Consider the following 23668-nt stretch of genomic DNA (forward strand, 5'->3'; position numbering starts at 1 on the left):
AAAGCCGCAGCGCCGGTCCCCGGCGATCTGCAGCTTCCCAAACAGGGAAAGAAAGACATGAAGGATCTGACAGTCGACCTGGGCGATCTTGCACGGCATGACGCATATATCGACGGCACATGGACAGCGGCGGCCAATGGCGCGCGCTTCGAGGTCACAAACCCCGCCACGGGCGAAGTCATCGCGCAGGTTGCCGACCTTGGCGCGGCGGAAACTCAAACCGCCGTTGCCGCGGCGGTTGCGGCGTTTCACGACTGGGCCAAGCTGCCCGCCCGCAAACGCGCCCTGATCCTGCGCCGCTGGCATGACCTGATCCTTGAAAACACCGAGGCGCTGGCCCTGATCCTGACCACCGAACAGGGCAAGCCGCTTTATGAAGCGAAATCGGAAATCCGCAGCGGCGCGGCCTATGTCGAGTGGTTCGCGGAAGAGGCCAAGCGGCATTACGGTGAGGTGATCCCGAAGGATTCCGATGGCCGCCGCTACCTGACATGGCACGAGCCCGTTGGCGTGGTGTCGGCGGTGACGCCGTGGAACTTCCCTTCCTCGATGATTACCCGCAAGCTGGCCCCGGCGCTGGCGGCGGGCTGCACCGTCGTCCTGAAGCCCTCGGAACTGACGCCCCTGTCGGCGCTGGCGCTGGCGGACCTGGCGGAACATGCGGGTGTCCCGGCTGGCGTGATCAACGTCGTCACCGGGCTGGATGCCGCCGCCATCGGGCAGGTGCTGACCACCCATCCCGATATCCGCAAGTTCAGCTTCACCGGCTCGACCCGTGTGGGCAAGATGCTGACCGCGCAATGTGCGTCGACCGTGAAACGGGTTTCGATGGAGCTGGGCGGCAACGCGCCTTTCCTCGTGTTCGAAGATGCCGATTTGGACGCGGCCGTGGCCGGGGCGATGGGGTCGAAATTCTCGAACGCGGGGCAGATGTGCATCTGCACAAACCGTATCCTTGTGCATGAGAACATCGCCGACGCCTTTGTCGAGAAGCTGGCCGCAGCCACCGCCCGACTGCGTCCGGGCAATGGCGCGGTGCGCGGCACCTCGCTGGGGCCGCTGATCAGCGATACCGCCTGCGCCAATGTCGCGGGGCTGGTCGAGGACGCAGTGGCGCGCGGTGCGAAAGTGGTCGGAGATGAGGGTGACGCGCCCGACACGGGCAGTTTTGTCAAACCGATTGTGCTGGATGGTGTCACGCAGGACATGCGCGTCTTTGCCGAGGAAATCTTCGGCCCCGTCGCCCCGGTCCTGCGGTTCAGCACCGAGGAAGACGCCATCGCCATGGCCAATGATACCCGCTATGGGCTGGCCGCTTATCTCTTCACCCGCGATATCGGGCGGGTGATCCGGGTTTCTGAAGCATTGGAATTCGGCATGGTCGGCGTCAACGACATCGCCATCTTCCCCGAAACCATTCCCTTCGGCGGCATCAAGGAAAGCGGTTTTGGCCGCGAGGGGTCCAGTCACGGCTTGTCGGAATATACCGAGGTCAAATACGTCGCGCTTGGCGGCTTAGGCGGCTGATCTTCGGGTCTGACAAGACGCGGGCGCGGCAGGGACAAACCTGCCGCGCCCATTTTCCATATAACGATCAGCCTCGCCTAGATCGTAATCGTGCCCGGATCGGCGTCGTCGTATAGTCGCTCCAGCAGATCCTTTCGGCGGGTCAGCACCTTGCGGAAGTTGAGGTTGCCCTTGGCCGTCATCTCGCCCTCGGGCATCGAGGCCGGTTCGCTGAGGATGATCGCCCGGCTGATCAGGGTCGATGACCCCGCGTTGTCGCGGGCGCGTTCCGCCAATCTGCGGTGAATTTCGCAGCGCAGCATCCTGCCCGTCATCGCGCCGTCCTTGTCGTCCGTCTCGAAACCCTGCGCGTCAAGTTCCCCAAGGTTGGGGAAGATCATCACGCCGATCTGGTCGCGGTCGGCCCCTGTAATCACCACGTCCGAGGCAAGAGGCGCGAGACAGGTCAGCATGTCCATCCGCAACTGCGCTGCCCGAACCCAGGTGCCAGTGAGCAGCTTGAAATCCTCGGAAATGCGCCCGTCAAACGCCATCCCCTTGTCGATGTCATCCGGGTCGACCAGCCGCATTGCGTCGCCGGTGATAAAGAACCCCTCGTCGTCAAACGCCTCGGCGGTCTTGTCCGGGGCCTTGAAATAACCGGGCATCAGGTTCGGCCCTTTGGCGCGGACCTCGAACCGGTTGTCATCATCCGGGATCAGCTTCAGGGTCACGCCCCCCAACGGCACCCCCACCACGCCCGGCCGGTCAATCGGTTCATGTTGCAGCATCAGTGCAGGTGCCGACTCGGTCAGACCCCAGGACGAGGTCATCAACGGGATCTCTCCCTTCACCTCAAGCGCCATCTCCTCCAGCCCGCGCCAGACCTCCATCGGCAGCGACGCGCCAGCATAGAAGATCATGTCGAGATCGGCAAAGAAGGCCTGTCGCAGCTTTGCGTCCCTGCGCATCGCGTCCAGCAGCATCGCCCAGCCGACCGGGACGTTGAAGGCAAGCGTTCCGGTCATCATCGACAGGTTCTCGACAGTGCGGTCGAACAGGCCCTTCACCGGCTTGCCGTCGTCAATATAGAAACTGCCGCCATTCGCCAGCATCATGTTGAAATTATGCGACCCGCCAAAGACGTGGTTCCATGGCAGCCAGTCAACGACCCGCGGCGGGTGTTCGCGCAGGATCGGCAGCGCGTCGGCCATCTGGGTCTGGTTCACGCACATCATGGCTTGCGTGGTCATCACCCCCTTGGGCGCCGAGGTCGAGCCGCTGGTCATCAGGATTTTGGCCACCGTATCGGGGCCGACCTGCGCAAAAGCCGCGTCGACGTCGACACCCCCATCCCCTTTCAGAAGGTCGGCAAAGGGCGTGACATTGGCGTTCTGGCCGGGGCGGGTGGCGACGATCTCGATCCCGCTCAGCGCATCCAGCGCCAGCGCCTCGGCATATTGGTCGGCATCGACCACATAGGCCATGGTCGGCCCGACCAGGTCGATCGCGTGGCGCAGGCGGCCATGGGCGCCGTGGATCAGGGAATATTGTTCGGCCACGGGCGCAGTCGGGACGCCGACATATTGCGCCGCGAGAGTCAGAAGGGCGTGATCGACCCCATTGCCCGACATGATGATGATCGGCGTCTGTGGCCCCATGCCGCGCGCCAGAAGGGATGCAGCAATTGCGCGCACCTGGTCCAGAGTCGCAAGAAAACTTTCGCTCCGCCAACCCGCACCGCTACGTTCGGCGATGAAGGTGGTTTGCGGCGTCTTCTCTGCCCATTGATGCAGCCAGTCGCCGGTTTTGCCAACAACCGCACCCAGCGGGTGGTTGGATCGCAACAGGACGGTGCCATCGGCCCGGTCCTCTCGGTTGACGGAATGTCGTTGAAAAAGCGATGCCCGTTTCATGCCCGGGATTTCCCGCTTTTTTCGATCTTGGACAGTGCCGCAACCAGCGTGGCGCGGGTGGCATCGTCCAGACCCGACAGCAGTGCCCGTTCATGCGCTTCAACCGCCGCCACAGCCCTTTTGCACAGCAATTGACCGGCCGGGGTCGCGGTCAGCGCATAGGCTCGCCGGTCGGTTGGCACCCGGTCGCGGCTGACCAATTCTCGTCCTTCAAGCTCGTCGAGGATGACAACGAGGTTGGGGCGTTCGATATCCATCGCGTCGGCCAGTTGCGACTGGCGCAGGCCGGGATTGTCGACGATCAGCACCAGCGCGCTATAGGTCAGCATGCGCAGCTCGAACGGTTGCAGGGTGCGGACCAGATCGGCCTGCACGACGTTGAATGCGCGTTTCATGTGATAGCCGACGAAGCCGCGCAGCGTAGCGTCGCTGACCATCAAGATGTCCGTCGTGGTTGCAGAGGTTTGGGCGGGTTTCTTCATGGGGTTTCCTCGCTTGGCTCAGCTGAATACCGGGGCGCGTTTTTCCAGAAAGGCGCGCAGCCCCTCTTCGGCATCCGGCGTGGTCTGTGACATGGCGGCGGCAAGGGATTCGACAAACAGCCCGTCGCCCTGCGACATATCGTTGATCCGCGCGATAGACTGGATCATGAGGTAGTTCGACAGGGGCGCGTTGCGGGCGATCTTGCTCGCCAGTTTCCGAGCAAGTTCCAGTGCCTTGCCGTCATTCACCGCATAGTGCGCCAGCCCCAGCGTGACGCCCTCATCGGCGCCATACTTGCGACCCGTCAACATCATCTCGGTCATCCGGTCGGCGCCCAAAAGGCGGCCGACCCGTGCCGTTGCACCGCCCCCGACGAAAATCCCGCGACGGCCTTCGGGCAGTTGGAAGATGGTCGATTCCTCGGCGATACGGACATGGGTGGCCGCGGCCAGTTCCATACCGCCGCCGATCACCGCCCCGAACATTGCTGAGACGACCGCCAGCCCGCCGAACTGGATCTTGTCCATGACCCGATGCCAGGCGCGTGAATGGTACAGGTTTTCTTCGGGCGACCGATGCACATGTTCCGACAGGTCCAGACCCGAGCAGAAATGCCCCTCGGTGCCAGTCAGGATCACCACGCGGACACTCTCTGGCGGGGCCGAGAAAAAGGCGTCAATTGCCTCAAGAAGTGCTTCGCACATGGCGTTGCGTTTGCCGGGGCGGGTCATGGTCAGGGTGGCGATGCGGTCTTCGATCTCGATTTTCAGCATGTCAGACATGGTCGGTCTCTCTTTCAGCGCGGGGGCAGGCGGACGGCACCATCCAGCCGGATTGTGGTGCCGTTCAGAAACGGGTTCTCGACGATATGCTGGGCAAGCGCGGCATATTCATCCGCCTCGCCGAGCCGTGGCGGGAAGGGGATGTTCGCGGTGATCTTGGCCGCGATTTCTTCCGGCAGCCCTTCCATCATCGGGGTGTGGAACAGGCCCGGCGCGATGGCCATGACGCGGATCCCTGTCTGGGCAAATTCGCGCGCGGCAGGCAGACACATCGAGGCAATCGCACCTTTGGACGCGGCATAGGCCGCCTGTCCCAATTGCCCGTCCTGCCAGGCGACCGAGGCAGTGTTGATCACGACACCGCGTTCACCGGCATCCTCGTCCGGGGTCAGCGTGGCCATGCGCGCCGCAGCGTGGCTCATGACGTTGTAGGTGCCAAACAGGTTTACGCGCAGGGTCTTTTCAAACACGTCAAACGACAGTTTCCCCTCGCGCCCGACTATCCGTGCTGCCATGCCGATCCCGGCGCAGTTCACCACGATCATCGGGGCACTGCCAAAATGTTGTTCAACCGCGTCAAAGGCCGCGCCAACCGCGTCTGCGTCGCCGACATCGGCCTGAACCGCAAATCCGTCAACCTCGGCGGCTACGGCCCTGGCGCCCTCAAGGTTGAAGTCCAGCACTGCAACTTTGGCTCCTTCGCGCGCCAACCGGCGTGCGGTCGCCGCTCCCAATCCGCTTGCCCCGCCAGAGACAAGCGCGACTTTCCCCGCGATCTTCATTTGATCGATCTCCCTTAGGTATGCGTATTAATAGTTATTTCACATAACCATTAAGGCAAACCCGGAAAAATGCAACATTCATCTTTCCAGGAGATTGGGCAGCAGAGGCCGCGGTCAGAGGAAATCGTCGCGGCGCGGGGTGAAGCAGTCAATCAGCTCTCCGCTTTCAAGGCAGGTACAGCCATGTTCCGCCCCCGAGGGGATGACCAGGCTGTCTCCGGGCCCAAGGTCATGGGTGTCGTCGCCGCAGAAAAACTGAAACCGGCCGGATTTCACGTAAGTCGACTGCACATGCGGATGGCTGTGACGATAGCCCTGTGCGCCATTTTCGAATTTGAACGACACCACCATAAGGTCGGCATGATCGGCAAGAACCTGGCGCGTGACACCGGGATCGGCGGCGACGGCTGGAAAATCGGACATGATGAAATTCCTTGTGAATGAGTGCGGCGTCTTGGCCGGATTATTCAAAGTACTCCGCGTGTTTGCGGGCGACATCGTCGATGGTGTCGTCAAGCCGGCTGAGGTGTTTTCGCGCCACACGGGTCGCTTCTGCAGCATCATGGCGGATCAGCGCCTCGGCAATTCGGGTATGATCGTCAAGCAGCGATTCGACCTCGTGATCGCGCCCCAGGCTCAGAACGCACATGCGGTCGACCTTCTGCTTGCATTGCTCGATGGTCTCGAATGCCAGCGGATGCCCGGACAGAGCGCAAATCTCCCGGTGGTATTCATAGTCGAAACGGTGGAAGCTTGCGTGGTCGCCGGCGTCGATCGACGTCCTTTGACCGGCCAGATTGACGGCCAGAGCGTCGGCCTTGGCCTTGTCCCAGACCGCGCAGGCGCTGTGCAGAACCTCAAGCTCAACCGCAAGCCGGACAAACCGGGCGTGGGCGATCCGTTCCAGCGAAAATCCCCGAACTTCGGTCGCGCGTTGAGGGCGAATCAGCAACAGGTCCAGATTGGCAAGCCGAACAAAAGCGTCACGCACAGGTTGTCGCGAGACTCCGAATTGCTTGGCCACTTCGACCTCCGACAGCTTTGTGCCCGGCAGCATCCTGAGCGACACAATCTCGTCGCGCAGTTGTTCAAAGACAATGTCGGTGGTGGTCCGCCGCTCAATGATCTCAGAGAGTTCCCGCATGTATAGCCTTCTCTTTTCCACCATTTAGACCGAACCCGGAACGGGTGCAAATCTTGCATCTTGTCGCGCAATCCCGCCGGGCGCTTGGTCCGGGTTTCCGGGCGGCGGTATCGATCAGTTCGATTCTGTCTTGACATAGCTAACATACTAGTTGTCTAAAATGCTAGCAAGTCAGTAATGGCGCTGCAGATTCCTTTTCGGGTCAAACGGCCTGTCGGAAGAACAAGACACAGAATGCTGGGGGGCATTCGGCCACGGCACGAAAAAACGCCCCCCTGACGAACGCAAAACAGGTGCCGGGACCGGTCGCGCAACAGGTCCGCCAAGCACCGAAGGAGGAACACGGAATGAACCAAGCGGAAGCCAGCCCCCTGTCCGGGAGGGTCGCAATTGTAACGGGCGGCGGGCGTGACATCGGTCGTGCCTGTGTCATGCGGCTGGCCCAGGCAGGCGCCGCGGTCGCCATCAACTATCACAGCTCGTCCCAGGGCGCAGACAGCGCCGTGGCCGAGATCAGGGCCGCCGGTGGCCGCGCGATTGCGCTTCAAGGCGACATGACCAACGGCGATGACGTGGCCGCGCTGGTGTCCGAGACGACCAAGGCCTTTGGCGACAAGATCGACATCCTGGTCCATGTCACCGGCGGGCTCGTGGCGCGCAAGACAATGGCCGAGATGGATATCGACCACTGGAACCGCGTCATGGACCTGAACGCCACCTCATTCTACCGCGCTGTAAAGGCGGTGCTGCCGCAGATGTCCGCCGGTGGTGCGATTGTCGGTCTGGCAAGCCAGGCCGGGCGTGATGGCGGCGGTGCGGGGGCGGTGGCCTATGCTGCGTCCAAGGGCGCGGTGATGACGATGACACGTGGTCTGGCCAAGGAACTGGGGCCGGATATCCGCGTCAACTCGGTCTGCCCCGGCATGATCGACACGGACTTCCACAACACCTTCTCGAAACCCGAAGTGCGCAGCCACGTGGCGAACATCACCCCTCTCAAACGTGAGGGCTCGTCCGAGGATGTCGCGAACCTGGTCACCTATCTGGCTTCGGATGAGTCGGCATTCATCACAGGCGCCAATATCGACATCAATGGCGGTCTGCTCTTTTCCTGACCGGTCCCCGGCGCAGGAATTACTTCAACTGGTCAAAACCTTAGGGAGGAACTCATGTACCAGAAACTTTCAAAAACCCTTCTTGGCGCGGTCGCCGCGCTGTCGGTCATGGGCGGCGCGGCCGCGGCCGAGAACTGGCGGGCCTGGAACATCCACAGCGATGGCCACCCCAACACCCCGGCAATGGACCGGTTCTCGGAACTGGTGAACGAAAAGACCGGCGGCGACGTCACGATCGAGGTCTTCCACGGCGGCGTTCTGGGCACCCAGCCCGACGCGCTGGAGCAGGTCCGCATCGGTGCGATCGAGGTCGGCAACTTCAGCCTGGGTCCGATCGGCCCGATGGTGGCCGAGGCGAACCTTGTCTCGCTGCCCTTCATCTTCAAAAACGTGCCGCACATGTTCCGCGTGATGGAAGGTGAAGCAGGTCAGATCGTTGCGGGCGCGATGGCCGATGCCGGGCTTCTGCCGCTGGCATGGTTCGACGCTGGCGCGCGTTCGTTCTATGCGCAGAAAGCGATCCACACGCCCGACGATGTTGCCGGGCTGAAGATCCGCGTGATGAACAACGATCTTTACACCGCGATGATCTCGGCCATGGGCGGCAACCCTTCGCCGATGGCCTTCTCGGAAGTGCAGCAGGCGCTGAAAACCGGCGTTGTTGATGGTGCGGAAAACAACTTCCCGTCCTTCAAGAACGTCGGCCACTACGAGGTCACCACCGACTATTCGCTGTCGGAACACCTGATCATCCCGGAATGCATCTGCGTCAACACCGCCAAGTTCAACGCGCTGTCGCCCGAGCTGCAAGAGGCCGTGCGCAGTGCCGCGCAAGAGGCCGCTCTGTATCAGCGTGAACTGTGGGCGGTTCAGTCCGAGCAGGCGCGCAAGGATGTGGAGGCCGCAGGCGTGACCGTGACCGAGATCGCCGACAAAGCTCCGTTCCAGAACGCGATGGGCAAGGTCTACGAGGACTATCTCGCCGCGAACCCGAACATGCGGACGCTGGTGGAACTCGCGCAAGCGACCGAGTGACACTGACAATGTCAACAGACGCCCGGGCCGAAACGACGTCCGGGCGTCATTGAATGGGGGAGGGGCATTAGATGGACACATCGCCCAAACGGGATGGGTTCCTTGGCCGGATGGACCGGTTTTTTGAATTCCTGTGCCGGATCAGCCTGATCCTGTCGGGTACAGCGCTTGTCATTATGACCGCGATCTTCGCCTGGCTGGTTTTTGGCCGCTACGTGTTGAACGACACGCCGACCTGGGTCGAGCAGGTCTCGCTTCTGCTGGTCATGGTGATCGCGTTTTTCGGGGCTGCGGTCGGGGTGCAGCAGCACACGCATCTGTCCGTGGTGCTTTTCAGAACTGCGGTGCCAACGAAGGTGCGCACCGTCTTTGTCTTTATCACCGACATCCTGATGGGCGGGTTCGGCTTCATGATGTTCTGGTATGGCTGGGAACTGACCCAGTTCAAATGGAAATCCGCCATCCCGCTTCTGAAATGGCCCGAGGGCCTGCGTTCCCTGCCGCTGACCATCTGCGGCGCTCTGATTTTCCTCTTTTCCGTCGGCCACCTGATCCGGCTTTTCCTTGGCAAGGACGAGCGTCAGGACAGCATAGAATAGAAGGCGACTATGGGACTTTTGCTACTTCTGGGGGTCTTTGCCCTCTGCGTCATCATCGGCACGCCGGTTGCTTTTGCGCTTGGAATCGCCGCGCTCAGCGCCTTCTGGTTCGAGGGTCTGCCGCTGCTGGTCGTGTTCCAGCGCATCGTGTCGGGGATCAACGTGTTCTCGCTGATGGCGATCCCCTTCTTCATCTTCGCCGGCGAACTGATGTTCCATGGCGGCATCGCCATGCGGCTGGTCAAGTTCGCCCAAAGCGCGGTTGGTGCGGTGCGTGGGGGGCTTGGCATCGTGAACGTGTTTTCGTCGATGCTGTTCGGCGGAATCTCGGGGTCTGCGATCGCCGACATCTCGGCGCTGGGCTCGATCCTGATCCCGGTGATGAAGGACAAGGGCTATGACGCCGATTACGCAGTCAATGTGACCGTGACCTCGTCAATCGCGGGGATCATCATTCCGCCAAGCCACAACATGATCATCTTCGCGCTGGCCACGGGCGGTGCGGTGTCGATCTCGAAACTGTTTCTGGCCGGTGTGGTGCCGGGCATCCTGATGTGTGTCTGCCTGGCCATCGCCGCCTATATCGTCGCCGTCAAACGCGGCTATCAGGCCGAGCGGTTTCCCGGTTTCACCGTTCTTTTCCTCAGCTTCATCGGCGCGATCCCCGGCCTTTTGACCGCTGTCATCATCGTCGGTGGTGTGCTGTCGGGCGTGTTCACCGTGACTGAATCCGGTGCGTTCGGGGCGATGTATGCCTTTGTGGTGACCCTGCTGGTCTACCGTTCGATCACATGGGAAAACTTCAAGATCGCCGTGGTTTCATCCGTGCGCACAACGTCAATGGTGATGATCCTGATCGCCTGCGCCGCGGCCTTTGCCTATATGCTGACGTTCTACCGGGTGCCGGACAAGACTGTCGCGCTGCTGACCGGGCTGACCGAAAACCCGATCCTGATCCTTTTGATGATCAACGCGGTGCTGCTGCTTCTGGGCATGATCATGGACATGGCGGCGCTGATCCTGATCTGCACGCCGATCTTCCTGCCGGTCATGTATGCGCTGGGTGTTGATCCCGTGCAGTTCGGCATGATCCTTCTGGTGAACCTTGGCCTTGGGCTTTGTACCCCGCCGGTCGGGGCCTGCCTGTTCGTCGGCTGTGCCGTCGGGCGGCTGCCGATGGAAAAGGCGCTTCGGACGATCTGGCCCTTCTACCTGGCGATCTTCGTGGCCCTGATGATGATAACATTCATACCGGCCATATCGCTCACTTTGCCGAGCCTTTTGGGGTAGGCCCGGCGGTGGCGGGGCCGACGCTCCCCGGATGCCCCGCCACCATGAATTGCAGCAAAAAACGCGCCAGTGCCTTGCGGGGCTGGCGCGTTTCCTTTTGTTGCAAGAGGGATGCGTTCAGTCGCGTGTTGCCCATTCCGGCCGCGCCGCGCCCAGATAGGGAGCCGCACCATCGGCGCGCAGCCGGGCGCCATCCACCCTGAGCGGCGACAGGACGCTGGCAAATGTCTCACCGCCGCGCGAGGTCTCGCCAATGCAGCCAAGCGCCTGCAAAACACCCGATTGCCGCAGGTCGCGCCAGTCCGACACCGGCGCCGCCCAGATGTCGCGGGCTTCTGTGGTCTTTATGAACGACTTGGTGGTCAGCGGCCTGACCGCCGCCGCGATTTCCGACTGGATCAGGTCGCGGTCGGCAAAAGGGTCGCGGGATGCATCCGGCGCGGCCAGCCCAAGACACTCATAAAGGTCGCCAAGATCGTTCATGGCAATGGCGACATGGCCATCGGCTGTTTCATAAACGCCATAGGGCGCGCCCAGATAGGCATGGGCGGCATTGGCAGCTGGGCGTTGCGGCGGGCGGTGGCCATCGTTGAAATGGGTGGTCAGCAACTCGAACTGCAAATCGACCATCGCTTCCAGAAGGCTGGTTTCCACGTGCCCGCCCTCGCCACTGATCCCGCGCCGCACCAACAGGGCCAGAACCCCCTGTGCCAGCGCCGCACCGGCAAGGATATCGGCAATCGGCAGGCCAAAGGCGACGGGCCCGTCATTGGCCGCACCGGACAGCCACATCACACCGCTGCGCGCCTGCGCCAGAAGATCCTGACCGGGTAGTGCGTCCCAGTCATGGCCAGTGCCATAGCCCGAGACCGACCCGTATACGATGCCCGGCTTACGCGCGCGCACCGCGTCAAAGCCAAAGCCCAGCCGCTCGATCACGCCGGGGCGGAAGTTCTGGATCACCACGTCCGCGCCGTCGATCAACTCCCAGACCTGCGCCTTGCCCGCCTCGGTCTTGAGGTCGACCGCCACCGATTTCTTGCCCCGGTTGATGGCGTGGAAAATCGTGCTTTCGCCGTCGATCATCACGTCCGAGACATAGAGGTAGCGCGACAGATCGCCCTTGCCGCTGCGCTCGATCTTGATCACCTCGGCGCCAAGATCGGCCAGCCGGAGCGAGGCGTAGGGGCCCGCCAGAAACTGCGAGAAGTCCAGCACTCGCAGCCCTTTCAGCGGTGCGGTTGTCATGGTTCACCTTCGAAGCTGGCGGCAAAGCGGGCGTTTAGCGCTGCAAGCCCCGCCGCGATGCCGGTCTTGCCCGTGAGCATGTCGTTGACGATCTGCGAGCCCTCTTCCTGGAAACCCATGTACCCGTTGTGACGCGGGCGCAGCCAAGCCGCTTCATGTGTCAGGCGGGTGTTGCGATAGGCGTCCATGACGGGGGCGTTCGCGGCCTCTGACGCCCAGGCCACCGCGTTTCCGGGCTGGCCGTTCGATTGCACGTAAAACCCCGACTGGCAATCCGCCCCCGCGACCCAGGCGGCAAAGGCGGCGCAGATTTCGGGATGTTCCGTTCCGGCGGAAATCGCCAGTCCGGTGCCGCCAAGCGCAGACCCGACGGGGCCGTTTTTTCCCAGAACCGGCATATCGGAAAAGGCAATACGGTTGGCGCGATACCCCTGATCGGCATACCCCTTGTAGAGATAGGTCAGTGGCATAAGGCGCACCTTGTCACTTTCGGCCATGGCATCCAGCGCCGCGATCGGGTCCAAGCTGAAACAGGTCGGGTCAAGATGTGCGGTGACGGCTTGCAAAGCGTCGAACACCTGTTCCGCCACCGCAGGCCGCATCAGTTCGGTCGGGTCTGACCCGCAGGGCGCGCCGATGTTGGCGGCCAGCGTATAGACGCACATCAGAGAATGCGGCGGGCGCAACGGCAGGATCACCGCCCCGTCGCGTGCCGCCTCGACCACGTCCCGCCAGCCGCTGACGCGGTCGCCAAGATCGGGCCGATGCGCCTGTACCTGCGTCGCGGCATCGACAGGCAGCGCCCATTGGTGCCCGGCAAGGTTATAGCTGACAAAGCTCTTGCCGACGGTTTCATTCATCAGGGCGGTCATCGTTGCGGCGGGCAGCAACTCGTCCAGCGCAAGAAGACAGCCCTCGGCCACCACCGCGCCGACGTGGGGATGGTCGATGATCATCATGTCATAGGTCGCGGCCAGTTCATCAACCGGGGTCGATTCAAACCCCTGCAACGAACGTTTGTCCCACTCAATCGTCACGCCAGGGTGGGCTTTGGCAAACGCGTCCGCGGCGGCGACCATCGGGTCATACCCGCGCGGGTCGGACCATGTCATGCCCCTGAGGGAAATAGTGGCTGTCATCGTGTCTCTCTGTTGGTCTGATGGCTGGTCAATCCGGCGCGTCGAAGGCGGCACCGGCGCCAAGGGCTTCGGAAATCCGTTTTCCCGCCTCGATCATCGCAAGGCGGCATTCCTTTACATCCGGGTCGCCCTGGCTGGTCAGGCGGCGGATGTAGGGCGTGGTCAGTGCTGCGGCGACCTCACCTTCGTATGAGAAGATCGGGACCGAGACGTTGTGAATACCCGCAATGGTCAACGAGGCGCTCTGGCAGTAGCCGCTCTTGGTGACCTGATCGACGTTTTCATGGAACATGCGCAGCATGTCAGGGGTCGTGTTCTCATTGCGCGCGCACAGCGCATCGATGCGGTCCTTGCTCATCTGGTAGACCAGGCAGGCGCCGGACGCGGTATAGGAAATCGGCACGCGCGCGCCCAGCCGGACGGCGGTGATATTGTTGTCGGGCGGATCGACCTGGGCGATGACCAGGATGTCGGCGCCGTGCAGAATGGCAAGGTGCAGCGACTGGTTCAGGCGCAGCGCATATTCTTCCATGATTTCCCCGGCCACCGCAGACAGCCGTTTGACCGGCGGATGCCGGTGCGACATCTCGAACATCTTGAGCGTCAGGCTGTAGCGTTCGCTTTCGGGGTCCAGCATCACGTAGCCCCGCGCCTGCAGCACGGCCAGCATCCGATAGATTTCGCTGACCGAACGCTCCAGCGCCGCCGCAACCTCGGCCTTCTTCAATCCCCGCGTCTGGCTGGCAAGCAGCTCAAGTATGTCCAGCCCCTTGGACAGGGCCGGGGCGCTGTATTTCTCAAGATCGGGAGAGGGGCGGTCGGGTTTGGAAACCATGGGAATGTCCTTTGCCGGGGCGAAATAATCGGTTCTGGCGCTTCTGCCTTACAGGTCCCAGATGCGGCAAGCGTTTTCATTGTAAAACGCAGCTCGCTCCCCGTCGCTCCAACCGACGGTCAACGCATGGGTTGCGGCCACCCAGACTGCCAGCCCACCGCCGAGGTTGCAGACCGGTTGGTCCGAGCCCCAGACGATCCGGTCATGGCCAAAGGCAGCAACGGTTTCTTCGACAAAGGGGCGGATGTCGTCCAGAGACCATGTGTCGGCATCCCCGTAAGCGACGACCCCAGAGATCTTGGCCACCACATTCAGCCGTTCTGCCAGAGCCCGAATATCGGCGCGCCACGGTTCTATTGCACCCGAGGCCACGTCCGGCACACCGCAATGGTCAAGGATGAAAGTCACGTCGGGGCAATGGTCGACCAATTCTGCGGCCAGCCCCAGTTGCCGGGGCAGGACACACAGGTCGAAGGTTCGCCCAGTGCCAGACAGCCGCCAGATATTGTCGCGGAAGGTCATGGTCTGGCTGACCTCGTCCGGGGCAACGTGCAGCACGCGGCGGAAACCCTTTACCAGTGGATTATCAAGGTTGCGCTCAAGAAAGGCGGCAAACCCGTCGTTTTCCGGGCGGCAGGACGAGATTGCCCCGCGCATCAGGCTGCCGGGCTCTGCCGCCAGTTCGCCGATCAGAGCTGTCTCGTCCTCGATCCGGTCCTCGGCGACGTCCACTTCCATGTGGAGGCAACCCATGATTCCCAACCGCGCCGCATCGCGCGTGTAGGCGTCAAACCGATTGTCCCGGTTCAGTGCCTCAAACCCATCAAGCCACGGATATTCGAGCCGGTCCTTATAGATCAGGTGCAGGTGGGTATCCAAAAGCATGTCGGCGTCCTCCGGGTGTTTCTGGAGTCAGATAAGCATTGACTAAATATGAAAGTCAAGTTTATGTGTAAATATGAATTGAAGTTTCATATAGGAATACCCATACCGGCGCAAACCCTGCGTCATGGCAAATCCAAAGGGAGGATCTCATGGGAAATCAGAAACTTAAGGTGCTTTTGGGGGCGACCGCTCTTGCGGCCGTGGCCGGGCATTCAACAGCGGGTGAGTTCGACGGAATCACCTTGCAAGCCAAGCTGATCGGTGGTCAGCAATACGAGGCGCTCTATGCCCGGATCGCGGAATGGGAGGCCGCGACAGGTGCAAAGGTCGAGGTGATCTCGAAGAAAAACCACTTTGAACTGGACAAGGAATTCAAGTCCGACCTCGCCGCGGGAACGCTGGGCTGGTGCGTCGGTTCGAACCACTCGTCCTTCGCGTCGCAATACCCGAATCTCTATACCGACCTGACGCCATACCTGTCGGCAGATTTCATCGCGGAATACGTGCCCGCAAACATCGCCGCGTCCAAGATCGGCGATGCGCTGGTCATGCTGCCACGCGCGCAGTTTGACGTTTCGGCGCTCTACTATCTGAAGTCGGTCTATGCCGACGCCGACAACCAGGCGGCATACAAGGCCAAGACCGGCCGCGATCTGGCCCCGCCGGACACCTGGGAAGAATACAAGGAACAGGCGATCTTCTTCACCGATGCGCCGAACTTCTACGGCACGCAATACGCCGGCAAGGACGAGGCCATCGTTGGCCGTTACTATGAAATGGTGATCGCCGAGGGTGGTCAGCTGTTCAACGACGACTGGTCGCCGGCCTTCAATTCGGACGCGGGCAAACGCGCATTGTCGTGGTTCGTCGATCTCTATCAGGCAGGCGCCGTTCCTCCGGGCACCACGTCCTACCTGTGGGATGACCTTGGCCAGGGCTTTGCCTCGGGCACCATCGCACTGAATCTGGATTGGCCGGGCTGGGCCGGTTTCTTCAATGGCGAGGACAGCTCGAAAGCTGCCGGTGACGTGGGCGTCATCGTTCAGCCGCAGGGCTCGGCCGGTATTCGTACGGGCTGGTCCGGGCATCACGGGTTCTCGGTCACCGAAGCCTGCGACAACAAGGAAGCCGCTGCATCGCTGGTTGCATGGCTGACCAACGAAGATAGCCAGAAGCTTGAAAGCGCTGCCGGCCCACTGCCAACCCGGACCGCCGTCTGGGAACACGTGGTCGCCTCGGCTGAAGGGGATGCCTATCGCTCGGAAGTTCTCAAAGCGTTCCAGGCTGCCGCGTCGCACGCATTCCCGGCACCGCAGACGCCCTACTGGATCGAGGCCACCAACCTCATCTATCCCGAACTTCAGGCCGCTATCCTTGGGGACAAGTCGATTGACGATGCCCTTGCCGATGCCGCCGAAGCCGTCGACGAGATGATGCAGGAGAACGGCGTCTACTAAGCCGCCCTTCATGGCCGGGGGTGATCCTCCCCTCATCCCCGGCCCGCCCTCTTGTCACCTGACGGGCCTTGCCCGAACCGACATCACGAAACCCTCCTCGAATTCAAGGACGCAAGCAATGTCCCGCTTCCGGCCACCGGCGTGGTTTGTCCTTCTGCTGCCCGCGATCATCATCCTTGCAGCCGTCGTGCTTATTCCGCTGATCCTGTCATTCTACTCCAGCTTCACGCCTTACAAGCTGACCCGTCCCGAAACGCTCTATAAGTGGATCGGCACGTTCAACTACGAAAAGGCGATGAAAAGCGTGCATTTCTGGTCTGCTTTCGGACGCACCGTCCTGTTGCTGACTGTCGCACTGAACCTAGAAATGCTGTTGGGCCTTGGCCTGGCGCTTCTGGTGAACAAGGTCACATATGGCCAGCGCGCCCTGCGCACGATCATGATGTTCCCGATGATGTTCTCGCCGGTTCTGGTCGGGTTCCAGTTCAAGTTCATCTTCAACGACAACGTCGGGCTGGTGAACAACGCCCTTCAATCCTTGGGGCTGACCGACCGGGCCATCCCGTGGTTGGTCGATGGTCAGCTTGCCTTCTTCTCGATTGTCGTGGCCGAGATGTGGTCCTCGACCGCCGTCTTCGCCATCCTGATCCTGGCCGGGTTGTTTGCCGTGCCGCGCGATCCGATCGAAGCCGCCAAGGTCGATGGCTGCACCCCATGGCAAAGCTTCCGTCACATCACGCTGCCCTATGTCATGCCGTTTATCTACATCGCGCTGGCCATCCGTTCGCTGGATGTGGCGCGGGCCTATGACATCGTGCAGATCATGACGAACGGCGGCCCCGCCCGCCGGACCGAACTGCTTTGGACGCTGATCGGGCGCACCGGCTATGTCGATGCCAAGATGGGATATGCCAACGCCATGGGCTATATCTCGATCTTCCTCGCGATCATCTTCACCGTTTACTTCTTCCGCAAGCTCAACGCCGCGCGGAGCGAACTTGGCATGGCGGGGTAAGGACATGAACGAGAATCTCCAACACCGTATTCGCGCCCGTCTGCTGAAGCTGGCCCATTTCGTGGCGCTGTTCATTGCCATGGCGATCATCTGCGTGCCGGGTCTCTGGGTTGTCCTCAACTCGTTCCGGCCCACTGTAGACATCATGGCGAAACCGCCTGTGTGGATCCCGCGTGGCCTGAACCTCGACAATTACCGCGCCATGTTCGGCGCGGTGGGCGAGGGCGGCGTGCCGGTGCTGCAATATTTCACCAACTCGCTGATCATCTCGGTCACCTCGACCTTTATCGCCATCCTTGTCGGTATGGCGGGGGGCTATGCCTTTGCCCGCTATCGCTTCAAGGGCAAGGCGGCGATCTTCATCGGTCTGATGCTGACCCGCGCGGTTCCCGGCGTGTCGCTGTCGCTGCCGCTGTTCATCGTCATGGCCAAGACCGGCCTGATCGACACCCACATGGGGCTGATCCTGGTCTATGTCGCACTGAACGTGCCCTTCACGATCTGGCTGATTGACGGGTTCTTCCGGCAAGTGCCGATCGACCTGGCCGAAGCCGCCGAGATCGACGGCTGCACCCGCTGGCAGGCGTTCTGGAAGGTCGAGTTTCCGGTGGCCCGCGCAGGTGTGGCATCGGCGGGCATCTTCGCCTTCCTGACAAGTTGGAACGAATACGCGCTGGCCAGTCAGCTGACCCGCTCGACGTTTTCGAAAACCATGCCGGTGGGCCTGCGCGACTTCACGTCCGAGTTCACCATCAACTGGGGGGGCATGTGCGCGCTTGCGGTCCTGATGATCATTCCCGCACTCATCCTCACCTTCATCGTACAGAAACACCTCATTGCCGGCCTCACCTTCGGCGGCGTGAAAGGATAAGACTTATGGCACAGGTTCAACTGCAGAACGTGGTCAAGAAATACGGCGCTGTTGAAGTCGTCCACGGCATCAACCTTGAAATTGCCGATAACGAGTTCGTGGTGCTGGTCGGTCCCTCTGGCTGCGGCAAGTCCACCACCTTGCGGATGATTGCCGGGCTCGAGGCGATCTCGGGCGGGGACATCTCGATCGGGGACCGGGTGGTGAACGACCTGCCACCGCGCCACCGCAATATCTCGATGGTGTTCCAGAACTACGCGCTTTACCCGCATATGACGGTGCGCGAAAATCTCGGCTTCTCGCTTCAGATTGCCAAGCGCCCGCAGGCCGAGATCGACAAGGCCGTGGACGAGGCCGCGCAGATCCTGTCGCTGGCCGAGTATATGGACCGCAAGCCCGGCGCCCTGTCGGGTGGTCAGCGCCAGCGCGTCGCCATGGGCCGTGCCATCGTGCGCCACCCCGAGGTGTTCCTGTTCGACGAACCCCTGTCGAACCTCGACGCCAAGCTGCGCACGCAGATGCGGACCGAGATCAAGAAACTGCACCAGAAGGTCAAATCGACCATCGTCTACGTGACCCATGACCAGGTCGAGGCAATGACGCTGGCAGACCGCATCGTGATCATGCGCGACGGACATATCGAGCAGGTCGGCACCCCGCTGGAAGTATTCGAAACCCCGGCAAACACCTTTGTCGCCACTTTCATCGGCTCGCCTCCGATGAACCTGCTGTCCGGTCAGATCGCAGGCGGCGAGGTGGCCATTGACGGCGGGCCGAAGGTCACGCTTCCCGACCAGTTCGCGGGCAAGGTGCAGGACGGGCAGAAGGTCATCCTCGGCTTCCGCGCCGACAACCTGATGCCAGAGGGCCATGCCATGCCGATGGAAGGCGCATCGGCCGAGTTCGAGATGGTCGTGAACCTCTCGGAACCGCTGGGCACCGAAACACTGTTGTTCGGGTCGCTGGCAGGCAAAGAGGTGCAGGCCAAGATGCTGAACCCACGCCCTGTCGCGGATGGTGAACGTCTGCAGTTCCAGCTGGACCTGACCCGCTGCCACCTGTTCGACGCCGAAACCCAACAAAGCTTGAGGTAAGCCCATGGCCAAGATTGCCCAGGTCGAGATCTTCATGGCCGACCTCAAACCCAAGGTGAAACGGGTCGACGCGATCCAAAGCTTCGTCAGCCAGGAAACCCCGTTCGTGCGGATCACCGACACCGACGGTGAGACCGGGTTGGGTTACAGCTATACGATCGGGCAGGGCGGTCCGGCGGTCATGTCGCTGCTGCAAGAAACGCTTGTGCCACAGTTGATCGGACGCGAGGCGGAAGAGATCGAACGCATTTGGCGCGACCTGTTGTTCTCGACTCATGCCACGGCGGTGGGGGCGATCACCTCTCTGGCGCTGGCGGCCATCGACACCGCCCTTTGGGATCTGCGCTGCAAACGCGCGGGGCTTCCCCTTTGGCGGATGCTGGGCGGAGCGAAGGATTCCGTGCCGATGTACACCACCGAAGGCGGCTGGCTGCACATCCCGACCGAAGACCTTGTTTCGGATGCGCTGGATGCTCAGTCCAAGGGTTTTGCCGGATCGAAGATCAAGATCGGCCGCCCGCATCTGTCCGAGGATCGCGCGCGGCTGAAGGCTGTGCGCGAGGCGGTGGGCGATGCTTACGAAATCATGGTCGACGCCAACCAGAGCTTCTCCCGCGCCGAGGCCACCCGCCGCGCTCGCGTGCTGGAGGAATTCAACATTGGTTGGTTCGAGGAACCGATGCCCGCCGACGACGTGATGGAACACGCGCGCCTTGCCGCCAGCACATCGGTCCCGATCGCGGTGGGCGAAAGCATGTATTCGCTGAGCCAGTTCAAGGATTACCTTGTGACCGGGGGCGCCAGCATCGTGCAGGTGGACGTCGCGCGGATCGGTGGCATCACGCCATGGATGAAGGTCGCGCATATGGCCGAGGCGCATAACGTCCCCGTCTGCCCGCATTTCCTGATGGAACTGCATGTCAGCCTTGTCTGCGCCATCCCCAACGCGCCGTGGCTGGAATACATCCCGCAGTTGGACAGCCTGACCGCGTCGCCCATGCGGATGGAAGCGGGCCGCGCCTATCCCTCGGATGCGCCGGGGCTTGGGATCGACTGGGACAACGACAGGCTGACCGCCGCCCGTATCGACGGGCTGTCGGCCATGTTCAGCTAAACGGAGGTTCGCAAATGCAACGCATGGGAATGGTGATCGGCCTGGACGCCGAAAAGGTGCAGGAATACAAAAAGTTGCACGCCGACGTCTGGCCCGGCGTCCTGAAGATGATTTCCGAGTGCAACATCCGCAACTACTCGATCTACCTGAAAGAACCCGAGAACCTTCTGTTCGGCTACTGGGAATATCACGGCAGCGACTTTGAGGCGGACGCCGCGAAGATGGCCGCCGACCCCGAGACCCAGCGCTGGTGGGATGTCTGCATGCCCTGCCAGAAACCGCTCGATACCCGCAAGGACGGCGAGTGGTGGGCGATGATGGAAGAAGTGTTTCACTTGGATTGAGCGATGTTTGACGACCTGCAACAACACTGGCCCAAGGCCACCAAACCCAGGCCCATAGTGATCTTTGGTGCCGGATCGATTGTCACCGACGCCCACCTGCCGGCCTATGCCAAGGCGGGCTACAGGGTGGCGGGCATCTATGACCCCGACCTTGAAAAGGCGCGCGCATTGGCGGCAAAACATGGGGTCGATGCCTATGCCGCGCCGGAACAGGCCGCCGCCGTCCCGGACGCCATCTTCGACCTGGCAACTCCGCCGGATGCCCATGTCGGCATCCTTTCGATCCTGCCCGAAGGCGCGGGTGTGCTGATCCAGAAACCCATGGGGTCGGACCTGAAGGGTGCCACCGAAATCCTGACCATCTGCCGCCAGCGCAACCTCAAGGCCGCCGTCAATTTCCAGCTGCGTTTCGCGCCAATGATGCTGGCGCTGCAGGACGCGGTGAACCGGGGTCTGTTGGGCGAGATCGTCGATTTCGACGCGTGGCTTGCCCTCGATACGCCGTGGGGATTGTGGAAATTCCTCGAACCCCTTCCTCGGGTCGAGATCAGCCTGCACTCGATCCATTACCTCGATTTCATCCGGGGGCTTCTGGGTGACCCGCACGGCGTGCATGCCAAGTCGATGGGGCATCCGTCATCGCGCATCGCCCAGACCCGTACAGCGGCCATTCTGGACTATGGCGACACGCTGCGCTGCGCGCTTTCGATCAACCACAACCATGCCTTCGGGCGCAAATACCAGGCATGCGAATTCCGCATCTGCGGCACCCGGGGCGCGGCCTATCTGCAACTGGGCGTGAACCTCGACTATCCCAAGGGTGAACCGGATATCCTCGAGATCAACACCGGCGATGGCTGGCATTCCGTTCCGCTGGATGGGGCATGGTTCCCCGACGCTTTTGCCAGCCGGATGAGCCAGCTTCAGCGCTTTGTCACCGGCGAGGACGCCACCCTGATTTCAAGTGTCGAGGACGCATGGAACACCATGGCGCTGGTCGAGGCTGCCTATGAAAGCAGCGCCGCGCCCGCCCACCCGATTGCAAGGAAACCCACATGAACATCCAGGAAATCTTTTACGAGGATTACGAGGTCGGGCATCAGCGCGAAACTTTCGGACGCACCATCACCGAAACCGATTTCGTGGTTCATGCCGGGCATACCGGCGACTTCTTCCCGCATCACATGGATGCCGAATGGTGCGCCACGCAGGATTTCGGCCAGCGTATCGCCCATGGCACCATGGTATTCGCAATCGGTATCGGCATGACCGCCAGCGTGATCAACCCGGTCGCCTTTTCCTATGGCTATGACCGGCTGCGCTTCATTCGCCCGGTTCATATCAATGACACGATCCGCACCCGCCTGACCATCGATCGCAAGCTTGAAGACCCCAAGCGCGCGGGCATGGGGCAGGTCTTTGAAAAGGTCGAAGTCATTAACCAGAAGGACGAGGTCGTCCTGTTCTGCGAACATATTTACCTTGTCCAGATGAAGGCGGCGGCATGAGCGCGTTTTTGAAACTCCACCGCGACGACAACGTGCAGGTCGCGCTGCGGTTGGTGCCCAAAGGGTCGATGATCGACACGGCCAATGGCCCGGTGGCGACGCTGTCGGATGTTGCAATGGCCCACAAGGTCGCCGACTGCGCCATCGCCAAGGGCGAACTGGTGATCAAATACGGCATGCCCATCGGCACCGCCACGACCGATATCGCGCCGGGCGCCCATGTGCATGTCCACAATATCGCCAGCCGTTACACCGCGACCCACTACCGCGCCGAAGAAGCGGGGCTGGCCGATGCCTGATATTGCGAAACCCAACTGGCAAGGTTACCTGCGCGCCGATGGGCGCAAGGGCATCCGCAACACTGTCGCCGTGGCCTATCTGGTCGAATGCGCTCATTTCGTTGCGGATGAGATCGTGCGGAATTTCCGGGGTCAGGATGTTCACCTGATCGGCTTTCCGGGCTGTTTTCCCAATGATTATGCCCAACGGATCATGGAACAGCTTGGCACCCATCCGAACGTGGGCGCGGTGCTGCTGGTCAGCCTGGGCTGCGAAAGCTTCAACCGCTCGAAACTGGCCGAGGTGATCGCCGCCAGTGGACGCCCCGTCGAAACGCTGGTGATCCAGAAATCCGGCGGTTCCGCGGCGACCATCGCCAAGGGCATGGACGCCGTTCAAGGCATGCTGGCACAGATCGCCGACGTGCCCCGTGCGCCGATGGGCGTCAGCGACCTGATCGTCGCCACGGTCTGCGGCGGCTCGGACGGGACCAGCGGCATCTCGGGTAACCCGGCAGCGGGACGCGCCTTTGACCGGCTGGTGGCGGAAGGGGCCGCCTGCATTTTCGAGGAAACCGGCGAGCTGATCGGCTGCGAACACATCATGGCGGAACGTGCAATCACGCCGGAACTGGGCACTGAACTGACCGCCTGCGTGGAAAAGGCCGCGCGCTATTACAGCACCCTGGGCTATGGCAGCTTTGCCGCCGGAAACGCCACCGGAGGCCTCTCGACCATCGAGGAAAAGTCGCTGGGCGCCTATGTCAAATCCGGCGATGCACCCATTTCCGGCATCATCAAGCCCGGTGACGTACCGCCGCGCGGCGGGCTCTACCTGATGGACGTGGTGCCGGACGGCGAGGTGCGGTTCGGGTTCCCCAACATCTCGGACAATGCCGAAATCGTCGAGATGATTGCCTCGGGCGCGCATATGACCCTGTTCATCACCGGGCGCGGTTCGGTTGTCGGCTCGGCGATCTCACCGGTCATCAAGATCTGCGCCAATCCCGACACCTACCGTGCGCTTGAGGGCGACATGGACGTTAACGCAGGCGCGATCATCGAAGGCACGCGCAGTCTCGATCAGGTGGCGGATGAAATCTATGACCAGGTCCGCGCCACCGCCGCAGGATCCGCCACCGCATCGGAATCCCTTGGCCACCAAGAATTCATCCTGACCTACAAACGCTTCGACCCCATCGGCCCGGCCTGCCTCCCGGTGCCTTGA

25 protein-coding genes are annotated in these 23668 nt (G+C 61.8%); 15 read left to right on the forward strand and 10 right to left on the reverse strand.

Going from position 1 to position 23668, the window contains the following annotated elements; translation table 11 throughout:
- The first annotated feature begins 57 nt into the window (after positions 1–57).
- Positions 58–1527, forward strand: coding sequence for an NAD-dependent succinate-semialdehyde dehydrogenase (locus JQ863_RS15555; RefSeq protein ID WP_204115248.1), 1470 nt, complete (start codon positions 58–60; stop codon positions 1525–1527).
- Positions 1528–1604: 77 nt separating this feature from the next.
- Here JQ863_RS15555 and JQ863_RS15560 read toward each other — a convergent pair whose 3' ends face one another.
- From JQ863_RS15560 to JQ863_RS15585, 6 genes are all read right to left on the reverse strand, one after another.
- The gene (locus JQ863_RS15560; protein ID WP_204115249.1) at positions 1605–3422 is read right to left on the reverse strand and encodes a feruloyl-CoA synthase; all 1818 of its coding nucleotides are present in this window, start codon (positions 3420–3422) and stop codon (positions 1605–1607) included.
- Entirely contained in the window at positions 3419–3904 is a 486-nt protein-coding gene (locus JQ863_RS15565) for a MarR family winged helix-turn-helix transcriptional regulator (RefSeq protein WP_204115250.1), read from the reverse strand. Before JQ863_RS15565 ends, JQ863_RS15560 begins: the two co-directional genes overlap by 4 nt.
- An 18-nt stretch (positions 3905–3922) precedes the next feature.
- Complete coding sequence (locus JQ863_RS15570; RefSeq protein ID WP_420826283.1) at positions 3923–4678, reverse strand: crotonase/enoyl-CoA hydratase family protein; 756 nt, start codon at positions 4676–4678, stop codon at positions 3923–3925.
- Between the two features lie 23 nt (positions 4679–4701).
- Positions 4702–5469 carry an SDR family NAD(P)-dependent oxidoreductase gene (locus tag JQ863_RS15575; protein WP_204115252.1) on the reverse strand — a complete coding sequence of 256 codons (768 nt, stop codon included), beginning with the start codon at positions 5467–5469 and terminating at the stop codon, positions 4702–4704.
- 114 nt (positions 5470–5583) lie between these two features.
- Complete coding sequence (locus tag JQ863_RS15580) at positions 5584–5892, reverse strand: cupin domain-containing protein (protein ID WP_204115253.1); 309 nt, start codon at positions 5890–5892, stop codon at positions 5584–5586.
- Between the two features lie 40 nt (positions 5893–5932).
- Positions 5933–6613 (reverse strand): GntR family transcriptional regulator, encoded by a 681-nt coding sequence (locus JQ863_RS15585; RefSeq protein WP_204115254.1) that lies wholly within the window; start codon positions 6611–6613, stop codon positions 5933–5935.
- Between the two features lie 347 nt (positions 6614–6960).
- On the opposite strand from JQ863_RS15585, the gene JQ863_RS15590 reads away from it, so the two are divergent.
- The 4 genes from JQ863_RS15590 (at position 6961) to JQ863_RS15605 (ending at position 10652) form a co-directional block, all read left to right on the forward strand.
- Positions 6961–7728, forward strand: coding sequence for an SDR family NAD(P)-dependent oxidoreductase (locus JQ863_RS15590; protein WP_204115255.1), 768 nt, complete (start codon positions 6961–6963; stop codon positions 7726–7728).
- A 54-nt stretch (positions 7729–7782) separates the two neighbouring features.
- A complete protein-coding gene (locus JQ863_RS15595) occupies positions 7783–8763 on the forward strand; it encodes a TRAP transporter substrate-binding protein (RefSeq protein WP_204115256.1) in 981 nt (326 codons plus the stop codon).
- 71 nt (positions 8764–8834) lie between these two features.
- Positions 8835–9362, forward strand: coding sequence for a TRAP transporter small permease (locus JQ863_RS15600; protein WP_204115257.1), 528 nt, complete (start codon positions 8835–8837; stop codon positions 9360–9362).
- A gap of 9 nt (positions 9363–9371) precedes the next feature.
- Complete coding sequence (locus JQ863_RS15605) at positions 9372–10652, forward strand: TRAP transporter large permease (RefSeq protein ID WP_204115258.1); 1281 nt, start codon at positions 9372–9374, stop codon at positions 10650–10652.
- 117 nt (positions 10653–10769) lie between these two features.
- Here JQ863_RS15605 and JQ863_RS15610 read toward each other — a convergent pair whose 3' ends face one another.
- Genes JQ863_RS15610 through JQ863_RS15625 form a run of 4 tightly spaced genes read right to left on the reverse strand, consistent with a single transcriptional unit; the run spans position 10770 to position 14759 of the window.
- Complete coding sequence (locus JQ863_RS15610) at positions 10770–11900, reverse strand: CaiB/BaiF CoA transferase family protein (protein WP_204115259.1); 1131 nt, start codon at positions 11898–11900, stop codon at positions 10770–10772.
- On the reverse strand, positions 11897–13039 hold the full coding sequence (locus tag JQ863_RS15615; protein WP_204115260.1) for an extracellular solute-binding protein: 1143 nt from the start codon (positions 13037–13039) through the stop codon (positions 11897–11899). Before JQ863_RS15615 ends, JQ863_RS15610 begins: the two co-directional genes overlap by 4 nt.
- 28 nt (positions 13040–13067) lie before the next feature.
- Positions 13068–13874, reverse strand: a complete 807-nt coding sequence (locus tag JQ863_RS15620) for an IclR family transcriptional regulator (RefSeq protein WP_204115261.1) — start codon at positions 13872–13874, stop codon at positions 13068–13070.
- A 48-nt stretch (positions 13875–13922) separates the two neighbouring features.
- The gene (locus JQ863_RS15625) at positions 13923–14759 is read right to left on the reverse strand and encodes an amidohydrolase family protein (RefSeq protein WP_204115262.1); all 837 of its coding nucleotides are present in this window, start codon (positions 14757–14759) and stop codon (positions 13923–13925) included.
- Positions 14760–14908: 149 nt separating this feature from the next.
- On the opposite strand from JQ863_RS15625, the gene JQ863_RS15630 reads away from it, so the two are divergent.
- The 10 genes from JQ863_RS15630 to JQ863_RS15675 all read left to right on the forward strand — a co-directional run bounded on the left by JQ863_RS15630 (position 14909) and on the right by JQ863_RS15675 (position 23668).
- Positions 14909–16216 carry an extracellular solute-binding protein gene (locus JQ863_RS15630; RefSeq protein WP_204115263.1) on the forward strand — a complete coding sequence of 436 codons (1308 nt, stop codon included), beginning with the start codon at positions 14909–14911 and terminating at the stop codon, positions 16214–16216.
- Between the two features lie 118 nt (positions 16217–16334).
- The gene (locus tag JQ863_RS15635; protein WP_204115264.1) at positions 16335–17231 is read left to right on the forward strand and encodes a carbohydrate ABC transporter permease; all 897 of its coding nucleotides are present in this window, start codon (positions 16335–16337) and stop codon (positions 17229–17231) included.
- Positions 17232–17235: 4 nt separating this feature from the next.
- Positions 17236–18102 (forward strand): carbohydrate ABC transporter permease, encoded by an 867-nt coding sequence (locus JQ863_RS15640; RefSeq protein WP_204115265.1) that lies wholly within the window; start codon positions 17236–17238, stop codon positions 18100–18102.
- Between the two features lie 5 nt (positions 18103–18107).
- Positions 18108–19196 carry an ABC transporter ATP-binding protein gene (locus JQ863_RS15645; protein WP_204115266.1) on the forward strand — a complete coding sequence of 363 codons (1089 nt, stop codon included), beginning with the start codon at positions 18108–18110 and terminating at the stop codon, positions 19194–19196.
- Between the two features lie 4 nt (positions 19197–19200).
- Complete coding sequence (locus JQ863_RS15650; protein ID WP_204115267.1) at positions 19201–20310, forward strand: mandelate racemase/muconate lactonizing enzyme family protein; 1110 nt, start codon at positions 19201–19203, stop codon at positions 20308–20310.
- A 14-nt stretch (positions 20311–20324) separates the two neighbouring features.
- Positions 20325–20654, forward strand: coding sequence for an L-rhamnose mutarotase (locus JQ863_RS15655; RefSeq protein ID WP_204115268.1), 330 nt, complete (start codon positions 20325–20327; stop codon positions 20652–20654).
- 3 nt (positions 20655–20657) lie between these two features.
- Positions 20658–21713 carry a Gfo/Idh/MocA family protein gene (locus JQ863_RS15660; RefSeq protein WP_204115269.1) on the forward strand — a complete coding sequence of 352 codons (1056 nt, stop codon included), beginning with the start codon at positions 20658–20660 and terminating at the stop codon, positions 21711–21713.
- On the forward strand, positions 21710–22162 hold the full coding sequence (locus tag JQ863_RS15665; RefSeq protein WP_204115270.1) for a MaoC family dehydratase: 453 nt from the start codon (positions 21710–21712) through the stop codon (positions 22160–22162). Before JQ863_RS15660 ends, JQ863_RS15665 begins: the two co-directional genes overlap by 4 nt.
- Complete coding sequence (locus tag JQ863_RS15670; RefSeq protein WP_204115271.1) at positions 22159–22461, forward strand: UxaA family hydrolase; 303 nt, start codon at positions 22159–22161, stop codon at positions 22459–22461. The genes JQ863_RS15665 and JQ863_RS15670 overlap by 4 nt, the downstream gene beginning before the upstream one ends.
- A complete protein-coding gene (locus JQ863_RS15675; RefSeq protein WP_204115272.1) occupies positions 22454–23668 on the forward strand; it encodes a UxaA family hydrolase in 1215 nt (404 codons plus the stop codon). Before JQ863_RS15670 ends, JQ863_RS15675 begins: the two co-directional genes overlap by 8 nt.

The organism is Shimia biformata, assembly GCF_016888515.1.
Lineage (GTDB): Bacteria > Pseudomonadota > Alphaproteobacteria > Rhodobacterales > Rhodobacteraceae > Shimia_A > Shimia_A biformata.

Excerpts from the sequence above, each read along its gene's own strand:
- JQ863_RS15640 (WP_204115265.1), top strand. The coding sequence starts at position 17,236 with ATGAACGAGAATCTCCAACACCGTATTCGCGCCCGTCTGCTGAAGCTG.
- JQ863_RS15625 (WP_204115262.1), bottom strand. The coding sequence starts at position 14,759 with ATGCTTTTGGATACCCACCTGCACCTGATCTATAAGGACCGGCTCGAA.
- JQ863_RS15600 (WP_204115257.1), top strand. The coding sequence starts at position 8,835 with ATGGACACATCGCCCAAACGGGATGGGTTCCTTGGCCGGATGGACCGG.
- JQ863_RS15630 (WP_204115263.1), top strand. The coding sequence starts at position 14,909 with ATGGGAAATCAGAAACTTAAGGTGCTTTTGGGGGCGACCGCTCTTGCG.
- JQ863_RS15635 (WP_204115264.1), top strand. The coding sequence starts at position 16,335 with ATGTCCCGCTTCCGGCCACCGGCGTGGTTTGTCCTTCTGCTGCCCGCG.
- JQ863_RS15645 (WP_204115266.1), top strand. The coding sequence starts at position 18,108 with ATGGCACAGGTTCAACTGCAGAACGTGGTCAAGAAATACGGCGCTGTT.
- JQ863_RS15570 (WP_420826283.1), bottom strand. The coding sequence starts at position 4,678 with ATGCTGAAAATCGAGATCGAAGACCGCATCGCCACCCTGACCATGACC.
- JQ863_RS15675 (WP_204115272.1), top strand. The coding sequence starts at position 22,454 with ATGCCTGATATTGCGAAACCCAACTGGCAAGGTTACCTGCGCGCCGAT.
- JQ863_RS15670 (WP_204115271.1), top strand. The coding sequence starts at position 22,159 with ATGAGCGCGTTTTTGAAACTCCACCGCGACGACAACGTGCAGGTCGCG.
- JQ863_RS15565 (WP_204115250.1), bottom strand. The coding sequence starts at position 3,904 with ATGAAGAAACCCGCCCAAACCTCTGCAACCACGACGGACATCTTGATG.
- JQ863_RS15610 (WP_204115259.1), bottom strand. The coding sequence starts at position 11,900 with ATGACAACCGCACCGCTGAAAGGGCTGCGAGTGCTGGACTTCTCGCAG.
- JQ863_RS15575 (WP_204115252.1), bottom strand. The coding sequence starts at position 5,469 with ATGAAGATCGCGGGGAAAGTCGCGCTTGTCTCTGGCGGGGCAAGCGGA.
- JQ863_RS15605 (WP_204115258.1), top strand. The coding sequence starts at position 9,372 with ATGGGACTTTTGCTACTTCTGGGGGTCTTTGCCCTCTGCGTCATCATC.
- JQ863_RS15620 (WP_204115261.1), bottom strand. The coding sequence starts at position 13,874 with ATGGTTTCCAAACCCGACCGCCCCTCTCCCGATCTTGAGAAATACAGC.
- JQ863_RS15655 (WP_204115268.1), top strand. The coding sequence starts at position 20,325 with ATGCAACGCATGGGAATGGTGATCGGCCTGGACGCCGAAAAGGTGCAG.
- JQ863_RS15615 (WP_204115260.1), bottom strand. The coding sequence starts at position 13,039 with ATGACAGCCACTATTTCCCTCAGGGGCATGACATGGTCCGACCCGCGC.
- JQ863_RS15585 (WP_204115254.1), bottom strand. The coding sequence starts at position 6,613 with ATGCGGGAACTCTCTGAGATCATTGAGCGGCGGACCACCACCGACATT.
- JQ863_RS15560 (WP_204115249.1), bottom strand. The coding sequence starts at position 3,422 with ATGAAACGGGCATCGCTTTTTCAACGACATTCCGTCAACCGAGAGGAC.
- JQ863_RS15580 (WP_204115253.1), bottom strand. The coding sequence starts at position 5,892 with ATGTCCGATTTTCCAGCCGTCGCCGCCGATCCCGGTGTCACGCGCCAG.
- JQ863_RS15590 (WP_204115255.1), top strand. The coding sequence starts at position 6,961 with ATGAACCAAGCGGAAGCCAGCCCCCTGTCCGGGAGGGTCGCAATTGTA.
- JQ863_RS15660 (WP_204115269.1), top strand. The coding sequence starts at position 20,658 with ATGTTTGACGACCTGCAACAACACTGGCCCAAGGCCACCAAACCCAGG.
- JQ863_RS15595 (WP_204115256.1), top strand. The coding sequence starts at position 7,783 with ATGTACCAGAAACTTTCAAAAACCCTTCTTGGCGCGGTCGCCGCGCTG.
- JQ863_RS15650 (WP_204115267.1), top strand. The coding sequence starts at position 19,201 with ATGGCCAAGATTGCCCAGGTCGAGATCTTCATGGCCGACCTCAAACCC.
- JQ863_RS15665 (WP_204115270.1), top strand. The coding sequence starts at position 21,710 with ATGAACATCCAGGAAATCTTTTACGAGGATTACGAGGTCGGGCATCAG.
- JQ863_RS15555 (WP_204115248.1), top strand. The coding sequence starts at position 58 with ATGAAGGATCTGACAGTCGACCTGGGCGATCTTGCACGGCATGACGCA.